Source organism: Sphingomonas yabuuchiae, from assembly GCF_014199595.1.
GTDB classification, from domain to species: domain Bacteria; phylum Pseudomonadota; class Alphaproteobacteria; order Sphingomonadales; family Sphingomonadaceae; genus Sphingomonas; species Sphingomonas yabuuchiae.
The window spans coordinates 16,974-31,810 of record NZ_JACHNX010000021.1; the positions used below are offsets into that span (position 1 = coordinate 16,974).

General features: G+C 65.2%; 13 protein-coding genes and 1 tRNA gene. 5 read left to right on the forward strand and 9 right to left on the reverse strand.

The window, feature by feature from the left end; genetic code table 11:
* Positions 1-30: 30 nt before the first annotated feature.
* From GGQ89_RS16920 to GGQ89_RS16945, 6 genes are all read right to left on the reverse strand, one after another.
* On the reverse strand, positions 31-207 hold the full coding sequence (locus GGQ89_RS16920; RefSeq protein WP_184106541.1) for a DUF4169 family protein: 177 nt from the start codon (positions 205-207) through the stop codon (positions 31-33).
* Positions 207-1,586, reverse strand: a complete 1,380-nt coding sequence (locus tag GGQ89_RS16925) for a phospholipase D-like domain-containing protein (protein WP_184106567.1) — start codon at positions 1,584-1,586, stop codon at positions 207-209. The genes GGQ89_RS16920 and GGQ89_RS16925 overlap by 1 nt, the downstream gene beginning before the upstream one ends.
* Positions 1,587-1,740: 154 nt before the next feature.
* The gene (locus tag GGQ89_RS16930) at positions 1,741-2,775 is read right to left on the reverse strand and encodes a sulfate/molybdate ABC transporter ATP-binding protein (RefSeq protein WP_184106542.1); all 1,035 of its coding nucleotides are present in this window, start codon (positions 2,773-2,775) and stop codon (positions 1,741-1,743) included.
* A complete protein-coding gene (gene cysW / locus GGQ89_RS16935) occupies positions 2,772-3,617 on the reverse strand; it encodes a sulfate ABC transporter permease subunit CysW (RefSeq protein ID WP_184106543.1) in 846 nt (281 codons plus the stop codon). Before cysW ends, GGQ89_RS16930 begins: the two co-directional genes overlap by 4 nt.
* Entirely contained in the window at positions 3,614-4,444 is an 831-nt protein-coding gene (cysT, locus tag GGQ89_RS16940) for a sulfate ABC transporter permease subunit CysT (RefSeq protein ID WP_184106544.1), read from the reverse strand. Before cysT ends, cysW begins: the two co-directional genes overlap by 4 nt.
* Before the next feature lie 5 nt (positions 4,445-4,449).
* Positions 4,450-5,457 (reverse strand): sulfate ABC transporter substrate-binding protein, encoded by a 1,008-nt coding sequence (locus tag GGQ89_RS16945; RefSeq protein ID WP_280529187.1) that lies wholly within the window; start codon positions 5,455-5,457, stop codon positions 4,450-4,452.
* 232 nt (positions 5,458-5,689) lie between these two features.
* Between GGQ89_RS16945 and GGQ89_RS16950 the strand changes: the two genes are divergently transcribed.
* Entirely contained in the window at positions 5,690-7,129 is a 1,440-nt protein-coding gene (locus GGQ89_RS16950) for an NAD-dependent succinate-semialdehyde dehydrogenase (RefSeq protein ID WP_184106545.1), read from the forward strand.
* Between the two features lie 13 nt (positions 7,130-7,142).
* Here GGQ89_RS16950 and GGQ89_RS16955 read toward each other — a convergent pair whose 3' ends face one another.
* Positions 7,143-7,508: a winged helix-turn-helix transcriptional regulator gene (locus tag GGQ89_RS16955; RefSeq protein ID WP_184106546.1), complete on the reverse strand. Its 366-nt coding sequence runs from the start codon at positions 7,506-7,508 to the stop codon at positions 7,143-7,145.
* A 92-nt stretch (positions 7,509-7,600) separates the two neighbouring features.
* Between GGQ89_RS16955 and GGQ89_RS16960 the strand changes: the two genes are divergently transcribed.
* The 3 genes from GGQ89_RS16960 to GGQ89_RS16970 all read left to right on the forward strand — a co-directional run bounded on the left by GGQ89_RS16960 (position 7,601) and on the right by GGQ89_RS16970 (position 9,008).
* The gene (locus GGQ89_RS16960) at positions 7,601-8,209 is read left to right on the forward strand and encodes an NAD(P)-dependent oxidoreductase (protein ID WP_184106547.1); all 609 of its coding nucleotides are present in this window, start codon (positions 7,601-7,603) and stop codon (positions 8,207-8,209) included.
* Between the two features lie 141 nt (positions 8,210-8,350).
* Positions 8,351-8,426, forward strand: a tRNA-Lys gene (locus GGQ89_RS16965).
* A 57-nt stretch (positions 8,427-8,483) separates the two neighbouring features.
* Positions 8,484-9,008, forward strand: coding sequence for a hypothetical protein (locus GGQ89_RS16970; RefSeq protein WP_184106548.1), 525 nt, complete (start codon positions 8,484-8,486; stop codon positions 9,006-9,008).
* Between the two features lie 43 nt (positions 9,009-9,051).
* Here GGQ89_RS16970 and GGQ89_RS16975 read toward each other — a convergent pair whose 3' ends face one another.
* Both GGQ89_RS16975 and GGQ89_RS16980 read right to left on the reverse strand, forming a co-directional pair.
* A complete protein-coding gene (locus GGQ89_RS16975; RefSeq protein WP_244955809.1) occupies positions 9,052-10,698 on the reverse strand; it encodes a S10 family peptidase in 1,647 nt (548 codons plus the stop codon).
* 353 nt (positions 10,699-11,051) lie between these two features.
* Positions 11,052-13,637, reverse strand: coding sequence for a M1 family metallopeptidase (locus tag GGQ89_RS16980; protein ID WP_184106550.1), 2,586 nt, complete (start codon positions 13,635-13,637; stop codon positions 11,052-11,054).
* 135 nt (positions 13,638-13,772) lie between these two features.
* Between GGQ89_RS16980 and GGQ89_RS16985 the strand changes: the two genes are divergently transcribed.
* Positions 13,773-14,780, forward strand: a complete 1,008-nt coding sequence (locus tag GGQ89_RS16985) for an NAD(P)H-dependent flavin oxidoreductase (RefSeq protein WP_184106551.1) — start codon at positions 13,773-13,775, stop codon at positions 14,778-14,780.
* Positions 14,781-14,837: the final 57 nt, after the last annotated feature.

The following is a 14,837-nucleotide window of genomic DNA, read 5'->3' on the forward strand; positions in this document are numbered from 1 at the left end:
AGCGCCGGAAGGGTGAGGGTGTTCGGCAGATCAATCCTCCCGCTTGGCGCCGTCCAGCTCTTTACGAACCCGCTCCTGCTCCACCGCATCCCGCTGTTTCTCGGCCTTCGACCGCCCGAACCGCGCCCGGTTCTCCGCCGCCTGCTGCTCGGCGGCCTTGCGGACCAGTCCTTTGCGCGCCTGACGGAAGTTGACGACCTCCCCCATCAGTGCCGCCGCAGCCGCCGGAACAACCCTTTGCGCTGGCTGAACGCCTCGAACATCTCGTCCGGCCCTTCGGGGTCGAGCACTTCATTGTCCGCCAACCATTCCTCGACGCTCGACAGGTCCGGCACCTCATAGGGGCGCAGGCTCCGCCCCCCCTTCCCACGCAGCGCCTCGACCGCGGCGATCAACGAACCGGTGCGGGCAATGGTATCGCCCACCAGCTTGGGCGCGATGCCCAGATGCTCGCCCAGCAGATCGTCCCGGATCGCCGCGATCCGCCGTCCGGCGGGGCTGTCCGCCTCGACCGCGATCGCCAGGTCGCATTCGGTATCCAGCCGCATGGATCGATTGTTCAGGTTGGACGAACCCAACCGGAAGACCTGGTCGTCGGAGATCAGTATCTTGGCATGGCAATAGATCGCTTCGCCCCCTGCGGTGAAGGGGTGATAAAGCCGCAATCGCCCATGCCGGTCGCGCCGCCGCAACGCCTCGACCAGCCGGGCGCGGGCGGTGTCCATCGCGATGGGCTCCAGCCAGCCTTGCGCGGTCAGCGGGTTGATGATGACGAATTCCGGGCCATTCTCTTCATCCAATCGCCGGGCAATCGCCTCGGCGACCCGGCGGGAGGCGAAATACTGGCTCTCGATATACACGTAGCGCTCGGCCCGTGCGATCTGGGCGAGGAACAGCGCCTCGTTCTCATGGACCGGCTTTTGGTCGTCCATCTCGGGCATGGTGCGGGCGATGGCCACCGGCTGGTTGGTGAAGTCGGGCTCCAACCCTTCCGGCCAGCAGCTTGCGCCCGGAACGGCAGGCCCCATCGGCTTGCCGCCCGCCGCATGCCAGCGCTCACGGAACAGCTCGCCCAGCGCGTGCGTCACCGGGCCCTCTACCGCGCTGATCGCGTCGTGCCAGGGCTTGTAAGGCTGGCCGCCGGGCCGCTTGCGACCGGGATCGTCATCGCGATGCTCCCGCGTATCCCAGCGCTCGCTGGTCATGTCGATGCCGCCGCAAAAGGCGAGCTGGTCGTCGATGATGACGATCTTCTGGTGATGCGAGGCAGCGATCGGGTGATGGCCGTCCAGCTTGGTATGGATGAGCTTGTGCGCCATCCACTTCAGGACGGTGAAGAAGGTCTTCCCCCGGAACAGTGACTTGATCGCGCCGGTGTCCCAGCGGAGCAGGAAAATCTCCAGCTCGGGCTGGCGCTGGACAAGCGAGTAGATGAAGTCGCCGACCGTCTCGCCGGGTGCCTCGTCATGATCCAGGACGATGCGCGCGTCGAAGTCCCAGCCGATCAGCAGGATCTGCCGCCGCGCATTCAGCATCGCGCGGCGGGCCATCCGGAAATATTCCTCCGCATCGACGATGACTGCCATGCGATCGGCCTGCTCGATCCGCCAGCATTCCTGTCCGACCTTCAACGACGATCTCCCCTGTTGACGTCCGCGTCATGCCCCGACGACCCGGCACTGGCAAATGCCGAAACGGCCAATGCCCGCAAAAGGTCAGGGGATCGAACGCGAAAAGGAATCAGAAAATGCGGTAGCGGACCGGGCGGATCGACAGGGACTGTCCTGCGGCTGCCTCCTCCGCGACGGGCAAGTCGAAGGTGAGAGGCTCGGCGATACCGGCAAGCTCGGCCGTGATCCGGCGGGACCGACCGATGGGGCGGCTCGCCAATACGGTGACGGGCAGTGCGTCGGCAGCGCCCGACTGCGCCAGCTCGACATCGTGCGGGCGGATATGGATTTCGCCCCCGCCCTGCCCGCGCGCTTCGTCGGGCACGGTCGCCAGCCCGTCGCCGATGATCGCCGCGCCGTCGCGGCGCGTCACGGGCAACCGGTTGGTTTCGCCGATAAAGGACGACACGAAGGCGGTGGCAGGTGCGCTCTGCACCTCGGCGGGCGTGCCGATCTGCTCGATCACGCCGCCTCGCATCACGACGATGCGGTCGGCAATCTCCAGCGCCTCTTCCTGGTCATGCGTCACGAAGATCGAGGTCAGCCCCGTCTCGTCATGGATGCGCCGGAGCCAGCCGCGCAAATCCTTGCGCACCTGCGCGTCGAGCGCGCCGAACGGCTCATCGAGCAGCAACAGGCGCGGCTCGATGGCAAGCGCGCGGGCCAGCGCCACGCGCTGACGCTGCCCACCCGACAGCTGCGCGGGGTAACGGTCGCCCAGTTGCGGCAGCTGGATCAGTTCCAACAGCTCCGCGACCTTCGCGGCAATCGCGGCCTTGGCGGGCCGGTCACGCCGTTTACGGACCGTCAGGCCGAAAGCGATGTTGTCGGCGACGGTCATGTGGCGGAACAGCGCGTAATTCTGGAACACGAAGCCGATGCGGCGCTCGGCGGCGGGCGTCCCCGTCATGTCCTGCCCGTCGAAGAGGACATGCCCCTCATCCGCAAAGTCCAGCCCGGCGATGGTCCGTAACAGCGTGGTCTTGCCCGACCCCGAGGGGCCGAGCAGCGCCAGGAACTCACCGGGCTTGGTCTCCAGGGTGACACGATCCAGCGCGGTGAACCCGCCAAAACGGCGGGAGATATTGTCGACGACGATGCTCAATGCGCGGCTCCCGCCCGGTGGATGCCGAAACGCCATTCCAGCACGGTCTTCACTCCCAAGGTCACCAGCGCGAGCGAGGCGAGCAGAGACGCCACCGCAAACGCGCCGACAAAGTCATATTCATTGTACAGGATTTCGACGTGCAGCGGCATGGTGTTGGTCAGCCCCCGGATATGCCCCGACACGACCGACACCGCGCCGAACTCGCCCATCGCTCGGGCGTTGCAGAGCAGCACCCCGTAAAGCAGCCCCCAGCGGATATTGGGGAGCGTGACATGCCAGAAAATCTGCCACCCATTCGCGCCCAGAGAGCGCGCCGCTTCCTCGTCGTCGCGGCCCTGCTCGGCCATCAGCGGGATCAGTTCGCGCGCCACGAAGGGGAAGGTCACGAACACCGTCGCCAGCACGATGCCGGGCACCGCGAAGATGATCCGCATCCCATGCTCGGTCAGCCACGGCCCCAGCCATCCTTGCGCCCCGAACAGCAGGACGAAGATGAGGCCGGACACCACCGGCGACACCGAAAAAGGCAGATCGATCAGGGAGATGAGCAGGCTTTTTCCACGGAAATCGAACTTGGCGATGGCCCAGGACGCCGCCACCCCGAACACCGCGTTGATCGGCACCGAGATGGCCGCCACCAGCAGGGTCAGGCGGATCGCCGCCAGCGCATCCGGGTCGACCAACGTTTCGAAGAAAACGCTCCAGCCCTTCGCAAGAGCGCCAGCGAAGACCATGACCAGAGGCAGGAACAGGAACAATGCCAGAAACAGAAAACCGACACCGATCAGCGCCCGCCGCGCCCAGGGGCTTTCGATGGTCGTAGGGTTGGAGTTGCTCATCGCGTTCCCCGCTTGGCGCGCCACGCCTGGAGCAGATTGACGAACAACAGCATCGCGAAGGACAGGACCAGCATCACGCAGGCGATCGCCGTCGCACCATTATAGTCGAACTGCTCCAATTGGGTGATGATCAGCAGCGGCGCGATCTCCGACTTGAAGGGCATGTTGCCCGCGATGAAGATGATCGATCCATATTCCCCCACCCCCCGCGCAAAGGCGAGTGCGAAGCCGGTCAGCAAAGCAGGGGCAATGGCGGGCAGGATCACCCGGCCAAAGGTCTGCACGCGAGAGGCGCCAAGCGTCGCGGCGGCCTCCTCCACGTCGCGACCCAGATCGGCGAGCACCGGTTGAACGGAGCGAACAATGAATGGCAAACCAATGAAAACAAGGGCAATCGTCACGCCCAAGGGCGTATAGGCGACCTTGATTCCAAGCGGCGCGAGCAGCGACCCGACCCAGCCATTTTCCGAATAGAGCGACACCAGCGCGATGCCCGCCACCGCCGTCGGCAACGCGAAGGGCAGGTCCACCGCCGCGTCGATCAGCTTCTTGCCCGGAAACTCATAGCGGACAAGGATCCAGGCGATCAGCAGCCCGAACACCGCATTGATCGCCGCCGCCGCCAGCGCCGCGCCGAAACTCAACCGATAGGCGGCCAGCGCGCGCGGCGACAACCCGACTTCGGCAAAGCCTTCCCAGCCCATGCCCGCCGCCCGGATGACGAGCGCCGACAACGGGACGAGCACCACCAGCCCCAACCAGAAGATGGTCATGCCCATGGTCAGGCCGAAGCCCGGCAGCGCCGAGCGGCGCTTCGTCCGCAACACCGCGATCAGCGCCGCTTGGCCTGGCCGCCATAAATGGCGTCGAATACCCCACCATCCGCGAAGAACCGCTTCTGCGCCGCTGCCCAGCCGCCGAAGTCCTGGATCGTCACCATATCCAGTTTCGGGAAGGTCGCGGCATGCTTGGCCAGCACCGCCAGATCGCGCGGGCGATAGAAGTTACGCGCGGCGATCTCTTGGCCTTGCGGCGTGTAGAGGAACTTCAGATACTCGGTCGCGACCTGTTCGGTACCATGCGCCTTGGCATTGGCATCGACCACCGCGACCGGCGGTTCGGCCAGGATCGAGATGGAGGGCACCACGATGTCGAACTTGCCCGCGCCCAGTTCCTTTTCGGACAGCAAAGCCTCATTTTCCCAGGCGATCAGCACATCGCCCAGCCCCCGCTCGACAAAGGTCGTCGTCGCCCCGCGCGCGCCTGAGTCCAGCACGGGCACATGGGCATAGAGGTCGGCGACATATTTCTGCGCCGCCGCGTCCGAACCACCCGCCTTCTTGCCATAGGCCCAGGCCGCCAGGAAGTTCCACCGCGCGCCGCCGCTCGTCTTCGGGCTCGGCGTGATGACCTGCACGCCCGGCTTTACCAGATCGGCCCAGTCGCGAATGCCCTTCGGGTTACCTTTGTGGACCAGGAACACGATCGTCGAGGTATAGGGCGCGCTATTGTCGGGCAGACGGCTCTGCCAGTTGGCGGGCAGCAGCTTGGCCCGCTCGGCGATCGCGTCGATGTCATAGGCCAGCGCCAGCGTCACCACATCGGCGGACAGCCCGTCGATCACCGAGCGCGACTGCTTGCCCGACCCGCCATGGCTCATGCGGAACGACACGGTCTTGCCGGTCTTGGCCTGATAATCCTTGGCGAAGGCGGCGTTGACATCCTTATACAGCTCACGCGTCGGATCGTAGCTGACGTTCAGCAGCTCGACCGAGCCCTTGCCGTTGCCCCCGCCCGAACAGCCGGACAGACCGACCGTACCGATCATCAATGCGGCCATCATGGCCGGAAATGGTGCTCGCATCTGGATCCGTCCCTTTCGTTTCGGCGCGTAACCTATCTCGATCCCCCCGATAGGAAATGCCGTAAAGCTTGGGACGCACAAAGCCCTGCTTTTGCTCCCTCGATCCGGACAGAAGCTCGGTTCGACCCCGTTCGGCCTTGTATCGGCGGGGCACAAGGCCGATCTCCGGCCCGCATTCGACCCCCTTACCCTTTCCGAAAGGACCCATATGACCGCCCAGCAAGTTGATGTAAAAACCGGCCTTTATATCGGCGGCGAGTGGCTGGGGCCGGAGGGGCGCGATACCCAGGCGGTATTGAACCCGGCAACCGGCCAGTCACTGGGCGAGCTGCCGCTGGCGACCGCCGCCGACATGGAACGCGCGCTGGAGGCCGCCGCGCGCGGGTTCGAGCAGTGGCGTAAAGTCGCGCCGCAGGAGCGGGCCGCCGTTCTCCACCGCACTGCCGCCCTGGTCCGCGAGCGCGCCGAGGAGCTGGCGCGACTCGCGACGCTGGAGGAAGGCAAACCGATCGTCGAGGCGCGCGGCGAAGTCGCCGCGACCGCCGCCCTGCTCGATTTCCATGCAGGGGAAGCGGTGCGCATCTATGGGCGCGTCCTGCCGCGTCCCACCGGCACCCGCTCGCTGGTGCTGCACCAGCCGGTCGGTCCGGTCGCGGCCTTCTGTGCCTGGAACTTCCCCGTGATGAACCCGGTGCGCAAGATTTCGCCCGCCATTGCGGCGGGTTGCTCGGTCATCCTGAAGCCGAGCGAGGAAACCCCCGCCAGCGCCATCGCGATCATGCGCTGCTTTCAGGATGCGGGCCTGCCCGGCGATGTCGCGCAGCTGGTCTTCGGCGTACCCGATGCGGTGTCGCGCCACCTGCTCGCCTCGCCGGTCACCCGCAAGCTCAGCTTCACCGGGTCGGTGCCGGTCGGCAAGCATCTGCTGAAGCTCGCCGCCGATACGGTGATGAAGTCGACCATGGAGCTGGGCGGTCATGGCCCGGTGCTGGTCTTCGACGATTGCGATCTCGACAAGACGCTCGACCTGCTGGTCACCCACAAGTTCCGCAATGCGGGCCAGGTCTGCGTCGCCCCCACCCGCTTCCATGTGCAGGAGGGGATTTACGAGCGCTTCGCCAAGGGCTTTGCCGAACGCGCCGCCGCCCTGAAGATCGGGGACGGGCTATCGAATGATACGCAGATGGGGCCGATGGCCAATCCCCGCCGTCCGCAAGCGATCGGCGCGATGATCGATGACGCCGTGCGGAACGGCGCGCGCAAGCTGACCGGTGGCGAAGTCAAAAGCGGGGACGGCTTCTTCTTCTCCCCCACCGTGCTGGCCGATGTCTCGCTTGATGCGCAGGCGATGAACGAAGAGCCGTTCGGCCCGATCGCGCTGATCCGCCCCTTCGCCACCACCGAGGACGCGATCGCCGAGGCCAACCGCCTGCCCTTCGGCCTGGGGGCATATTGCTTCACCGAGAATGGCCGCCGCCAGAACCAACTCGCCGACGAGATCGAGGCGGGCATGGTCGCGATCAATACCGTCCGCCTCAGCTGGGGCGATGCGCCCTTTGGCGGGGTCAAGGAAAGCGGCTATGGCTCGGAAGACGGGCCCGAGGGCATCGCCAACCACATGATCACCAAGGCGGTTCACATCGCCTGATAAAAGAATGGGGTCAGGCCCGCGCGCGATAGGCCGCGCGGGCCGCCTCCACTTGTGGCTGATGCGTGTCCGCCCAGCCGATCAGCGCCCGCATCGGCACCAGGAACGACCGGCCCAGATCGGTCAGGCTATACTCCACCCGTGGCGGCACCTCCGCATAGACCGTCCGCTCGACGAACCCGTCCTCCTCGAGCCGCCGCAGCGTGCGGGACAGCATCTGTTTCGATACATCGCCGATCCGCCGCAATAAGACGTTGAACCGCAACGTTTCCGGCTCCAGCGCGGCGAGGACCAGCAGGCTCCACTGATCGCCGATCCTGTCGAGCACGTCGCGGATCGGGCATCCACCCTCCCCGCTCAACGCCGTGGTCACATTCATGTGACCTGGTCCCTGTAAAATGACGTCTTGTGGTGCGGCGGCGCTCTGCATAGCTCCACGGTCTATAAAGTGGACCGTGGAAAGGAAAGACCATGAAGATCGCCCTGATCGGTGCCTCGGGTAACGCAGGCTCACGCATCCTGAGGGAATTGTCGGATCGCGGCCATGCCGTGACCGCCATCGCGCGCAATGCCGATCGGATCGCCGCCCTGCCCGGCGTCGCCCCGGTTTCGGGAGATGTGAGCGCACCGGATTCGCTGGCCGAGACGCTGCGCGGGCATGACGCGGTCGTTAGTTCGGTCCACTTCGCAACCACTGACGCGGCCGGTCTGATCGGCACCGTCCGCGCGTCGGGCGTGAAGCGTTACCTCGTCGTCGGGGGCGCGGGCAGCCTGGAGATCGCACCCGGCCAGCGCCTGATCGACCAGCCGGATTTCCCGGACGCGTACAAGGCAGAGGCGAGCGCCGGCGCCGAATTCCTCGACCTGCTGCGCGGCGTCCAGGACCTGGAATGGACCTTCCTCTCCCCCTCCGCGATGTTCGTCCCCGGCGAGCGGACCAGCCAATTTCGGCTCGGCACCGACACGCTTCTGTCGAACGAGCAGGGCAGCAGCATCTCGTTCGAGGACTATGCCATCGCGCTGGCCGACGAAATCGAGCAGCCCCGCCACATCCGCCAGCGCTTTACGGTCGGTTATTGAGGGATTTACACAGTCGGGGCTGCACACGCGGCCCCGACTGCCAAAAAAATGTCAAAAACCCCCTTGGCAGGTCGGACATGCCCGGCTAATAGCGCCCCACCAGACGGGGACACGCTCCCCGCCATGCCGCAGACCGGCATCGGACGCATAGCTCAGTTGGTAGAGCAGCTGACTCTTAATCAGCGGGTCCTTGGTTCGAGCCCAAGTGCGTCCACCATTTTCCAGTAATTGACAAGATATATCGACTCCAATTGGACTCCGATGTGCGATTTGCTTGCCGGACGATGACAGGCTCACCGCGTCGCGTCATTTTGATGGCATGAACGTCTCACCGCCGAAAACGACCGTCGCGGCGATATGCTTCGTTGCGCTGATCGTCATAGCTGGCGTCGCGGGGTGGCGCGCGATGGAGCGGCGACATGTGTCGACCATGCTGAACATCGCAACCTTGCCAGCCTCGGTTACTGACATTGCATGCGCCAGCTTCGGCTTCTCCGATGTGCTGGAACGATGCACCTTCCGCGCGGCCAGTTCCGACATCAGCGCGCTTTTGCGCGGATATCGCTTCCATACGACCCGCTCCTGCTCCTCCGCAGGACCGGGCGTCGGGGGGCCATGCCTGGAAACCACGGGACCTGAAACGAGCCATAATTATTGCTGTGGTCCCGCGATCGGCCCGGACTTTCCGATTTCCCACATCTACGTTGCCGAGCCAAAGGAGTTTGACCACGGCGGCATGGTAACGCTCTTGACCGATAAGAGCCGGACGCGCGTGATGGTCGACCTCTATATCGAGTGACGTATCCCGCGCAGCCAGAACCGGTCGCCATGGAGGGCAAAGCTTATCGCGATTGCCGCGCCCCCTGCCCCGAAGGCGGCACCGGCGGGGTGGACGACTTCGCATCGCTCACCGCTTCGTCATACCAGCGCGCCAAGTCTGCCTTCATGCTCCGCAGTGCGTCCGGGTTGAGATAGGTCATGTGCCCGGCCGGATAATAGGTGAAGCGCAGATTGGCCTGTTGCGCGGGCTCCAGCATCATATGGCCCAGATCGTTCTCGGTGCCGAAGAACGGGGTCGCCATATCGTAATAGCCGTTCATCGACAGCACCTTCAGATACGGGTTCGCCCGCATCGCGGCGCCCAGGTCGATCGCGGTGTTCGGGTTGTTCTGCGACCCGTCGGGCGACTTGTGCTTCCAGTTCCAAGTCCAGCCCGCCGCGTCGCGCGCCGACAGGCGATAGGGCAGATCGGTTTTGTAACCCAGGGTCGACTGAAGATAGTCCTGGAAGGATGCGATATAAGCTCCTGAGATTGCGTCCGAAGAGGCGTCCGTCTCCGGCCGCTCGCCCGCCGCGTCGGTGTCGATGCCGAGGTAACGCGAGTCGAACCGACCGACCGTGCGCGCCGAGCCGCGCAGCAATTCCTTCTGGAAACGCGGCAGGTCGATGCGCAGGTTCGCGCGCTTGATATAGTCGGGCGAGATGCCGATCAGGCGGCTCATCTGCTCGGCGATCTGGTCGCGCTCCTGCGGCGAGATGCTCTGCCCCTTGGCAAGCGCTGACATATAGGGGCCGACCGCAAAGGCGCGCGCTTGCGCCACCACGGTCGCGACATCAGCAGGGCGATCGGCCAGGCGATTGTGATACCAGGCGGTCGCGGCATAGCTGGGCAGGTAATTGAGATAGACCTGGTCCAGCCCCGGCTGGCGATAGCCGTAATTCATGATCGAGCTGAGCAACACGACGCCGTTCAGCGCCATGCCCTTTTCCTGCAACTGATAGGCCAGCGCCCCCGAGCGCAGCGTGCCATAGCTTTCGCCGAGCAGGAATTTCGGGCTCATCCAGCGGCCATATTTGGTGACATAACGCTGGATCGCGCCCGCAAAGACGTCGACATCCTCGTCGACGCCGTAAAATTGCGCGGGCTTCATATCGCCCAGCGGTCGCGAATAGCCGGTGCCGATCGCATCCAGGAACACCAGGTCTGTCTTGTCGAGCAGCGAGTCCGGGTTCGGTCCGACATCATAGGGCGCGGGCCGCACGAACTCCGGGCTGGTGGTGCGGATGCGGATTGGCGCGAACGAGCCCATGCGCAGCCAGAAGGACGGCGATCCCGGCCCGCCATTATACAGGAAGGTCACCGGCCGCTTGGTGCCGGGCTTGGTGCCGTCAAGCGTATAGGCGGTGTAGAACATCGAGGCGGTCGGCTTGCCCTCGATATCCCGCACGGTCAGCGTGCCCGCCGAAGCGACATAGGGATAAGCGCGGCCATTAATCGTCACGCTGTCGCGATGGCGGACCTCGGTTTCCTCCAGCGGCGCGCGCGCCCAGGCGGCCTCCGCCTCGGCCTTGGCGGCTTCGTGATGCGGAGCCTTCTTCTCCCCCTCTTCCTGCGCGGCGAGCGGCGCGGTCATGGCAGTGGCGGCGAGGAGGAGGGCGAGGCTGTTGCGGATCACGAAGGGCTCACGAATAGGTGACGGAGCTGTCATCGTTTCGTGTTTCGGTATGGGAAGCAAGAGGTTGAAGATGCGTCGGGTGATTATCGTACGCGCCGTCCAGCCCAAATGTGCTCGAAGGCTATACTTATGGCCCTAATCCAGACTGTTCCCCGGCGAAGGCCGGGGTCCAGTTTCCACTTCGGCGCGATGGTGCGATGAATTTGCGTGGGAGGCAAATGGGCACGGATCGCCTTGGCCTCCCACTCGCCGTTTTCATTTCCCCCTCCGCCTCGAAGAGACTGGGCCCCGGCCTTCGCCGGGGAGCAGAGGGGTTTAGGTTATTCGTTGGCCTTCGATTTCGATCAGGCTGGGCTGGCGGGGAGCCACCCCCGCCAGCCCCCATATCAGCGCGCCAGCCAGGTCTGGACGGCGGGCTTCAGGCGATCCGCGACCGCCTTGCGCACCGCGATCTGCGAGATCGACCGTTTGGCCCCGCCGCGCGAGCCCTCGGGCAGGTTGGCATTGGCCCAGGCCTCGATCTTGCCGGGCATGGCGGGATCGTTCGACCCCGCGCCGAGCCCGACGATGAAGGTCGCCCGGTTGCTCTCCTCCAGGAAGCTGTCGACCAGCGGCTTGTTCTGAACCGCCCAGTCGAACGCCATGTCGGGATGCGCCCCCGCGATCGAGCGGAGCAGCGCGGCACGCTGCGGCGGGGTGAAGGTGTTGTCCTTCAATACGCTCAGCGCCCGGCGTGCCGCGGCATCGTCCTCGGCATAGCCCAGCAGCGAGACATAGCGGTTCTTGACCACTGGATTGCGCTCGGCCTTGGCCAGTTCGTACAGCCGGTCCCATTCGTCCGCCGTCGCGCGGGTGGCATAGGTCGCCAGGATCGGCTGGCGGATGGCGCCCGGAATGGCGTTGGGGTTCCTAGCGAGCGCGGTGACATAGCCCCGTGCACGCGCCGCGACCATCGCATCGCCGCTGGTGCCCAGCTGCCCGATCAGCGTCTCGCGCAAGTTGGAGACGAGCGCACCGTCCTCCGGCTTGGGCTCGAACCCGATCCGCGCCAGCACCGGCGACAGGATCGCCGCCGTCCGCGCACGCAGCGGCGTTTCGAGCGGCGTGCCCTCGTAAAGGCCGTTCAGCCGCGCCAGTTCTCCGGCGACCGCCTGCCATTCCAGCGGATCGGCCTCGGGCTTTACCTGCGCCATCAGGTCGAACCAGCGGCTCAGATTCTGATAACCGCCCGCCGCCAGCGCATAATCGTCGCCCAGCGTCCCGAGGCGATCGTTCAGGGTCAGCTTGGCATAATCCCGCACGATCGCGGCATGGCCCGCATCGTCATACATGACACGCGTATAGGAGCCCTTGCCCTGGTTCAGAACCAGCGTGCCGCAACCGCCAACCGTCACCGGGGCGGGTGCCGCGCCGGTGACGATGGCCGTCGTCTCGGCCCCGCCGATGGTCGCCACGCGGATCGGCACATGCCAGGTCTGGGCCGCCTTCGACGCCTCATCCAGACCGAACCGGCCCTGGGTCAGCGTCGCGACGGTCTTGCCGCCCTCGCAGCGTGTGCCCTGCAGCGTGATCAGCGGCACGCCGCCCTGCAACGTGAAGTCATGCGCGATGGTCGCGACATTGGTGCCCGATGCCTTGGACAGTTCCTCCCAGAGCTGGTCGGTCACCGTATTCTGATACTTGTACTTTGCCATATAGGCGCGGATGCCCTTGCGGAACGTATCGGCGCCCAGCGTCGATTCGAGCATCCCGATGACCGCCTGTCCCTTCAGATAGGTGATGCCGTCGAAGGACTCACCGATCTGGTCGACCGTCTCGACCTTGCGGATGATCGGGTGGGTGGCGCTGGTCGCGTCGATGCCCATCGCCGACTCACGTTCGCCCGACACGCTGGCCGCCGCCGCTTCCCAGGCCGGGTTCAGGTCGTTGCTGGCCTTGCCCTCCATCCACGAGGCAAACCCTTCGTTCAGCCACAGATCGTCCCACCAGCGCATGGTGACGAGGTCGCCGAACCACTGATGCGCCATTTCATGCGCGACGACGGTGTGGATGCGCTGGCGGTTGCTCTCGCTCATGACCTGCGGATTGAAGAGCAGCTCGTTCTCGAAATAGAAGATCGCGCCCCAATTCTCCATCGCGCCGAAGAACTGGCTGGAGCCCGGACCCGCAACCATGTCCATCTTGGGCAACGGATAGGGCGTGCCGAAATAATCATTATAATAGCTCAGCAGCTTGGTCGCCGCGCCGAGCGAATAGTCGCCCTGGTCGACCACGCCCTTGCGGCTGACCACGCCGATCTGGACGCCATTCGCGTCCACCGTCTTGCGGTCCAGATTGCCCGAGCCGAAGAACAGCAGATAGCTGGACATCACCGGCGTCTCGCCGAAGCGATAGAGCTGGCTGCCGTCGGCTTGCGTCGTCACGGTCTCGGCGGGCATGTTGCTGATCGCGCGCTGCCCCTTGGGCGCGGTGGCGGTCAGGCGGAACTTCGCCTTGAAGGCGGGCTCATCCCACATCGGCGCGAAACGGCGCGCGTCGGGCGCCTCGAACTGGGTCGCCAGCATCCGGTCGGCCGAGCCATCGGCATTGCTATAGTCGATCGCGAACAGGCCATTGGCCGAACGGTTGATCGTCCCCGTCCACGCAAAGCCGACCTTGTGCCGCCCGACGCTCGCCGCCTGCGGCAGGGTGAGGGTCAGAGTCTGGGCGGCCTTGTCAGCCACGAAGGGCACCGGCTTGCCGTCGAAGGTCGCGCGCGTCACGGTCAGCTCGGCGGCGTTCAGCACGATGGTGGCGGTGGCCTGTCTCACATCGACATCGACGGTTTCCTCGCCACTGAAGGTCAGCGCCTTCGCATCGGGACGGACGGTGATGTCGTATAGGACCGGCGCGACGGTCTGGGGCAGCTGACCCGCCGCCAGCGCCGGGGTGGAAACGGTCAGGGCCAACAGGACCGATAGGGCGGACTTCATCGCAAGCAGGGCCTTTCAATGGGAATGCGCAAATCTCTAAGCCCTGTCCGCCCCAAAGCAAATGACGGTCATGTAATAATATTGCACAGACCTTGTCCATCTGGACAGGCCTTACGCTTACGTTATCGTAAAGCCATGAGCCTGCCCCCTGCCCTGAGTCGTTCGCCCCTGAACCGGCTGGCGCTGCCTGTGATCGGGTCGCCACTGTTCATCATCTCCAACCCGGATCTGGTCATCGCCCAGTGCAAGGCGGGGATCGTCGGCTCGTTTCCGGCGCTGAATGCACGGCCCGCCAGCCTGCTCGACGAATGGCTTCACCGGATCACCGAGGAACTGGCGGCGCATGACCGGGCAAATCCCGATCGGCCCGCCGCACCCTTCGCGGTCAATCAGATCGTGCATCGCTCCAACGACCGGCTGGAGGCCGACCTGACGGTCTGCGCCAAGTGGAAGGTGCCGATCGTCATCACCTCGCTGGGCGCGCGGGAGGATGTGAATGCGGGCGTCCACAATTGGGGCGGGATCACGCTGCATGACGTGATCGACGACCGCTTCGCGCGCAAGGCGGTGGAAAAAGGCGCGGACGGGCTGATCGCGGTGGCGGCGGGAGCGGGCGGCCATGCCGGGCGGCTTTCGCCCTTTGCACTGGTGCAGGAAATCCGCAGCTGGTTTAACGGCCCGCTGGCGCTGGCAGGATCGATCGCGACCGGCGACGCGATCCTGGCGGCGCAGGCCATGGGAGCGGACTTCGCCTATATCGGCTCGCCCTTCATCGCCACAGCCGAGGCCAATGCGGCGGAGGCCTATAAGCAGGCGGTGGTCGAAGGGCGCGCGAGCGACATCGTCTATTCCAGCCTGTTTACCGGTGTGCATGGCAATTACCTGCGCGCCTCGATCGTCGCGGCGGGCCTCGACCCGGACAATCTACCCGAAGGCGATGTGTCGACGATGAACTTCGGCGGCGGCCAAGCGGCCAAGGCCTGGCGTGACATCTGGGGCGCGGGACAAGGCATCGGCGCGGTCGACCGTATCATACCGGCGGCCGAGCGGGTCGCGGAGCTTCGCCGTCAATATGAGGCGGCGCGGCAGAGATTGTCACTTGCCTCTTATTCCTCCCCCGCAAGGGGAGGCGTCGGGGCATAGCCCAGACGGAGGGGGGCACTCCTGGCGAAGGCGGGGTGTCCTCGCCAGCGGTGACAC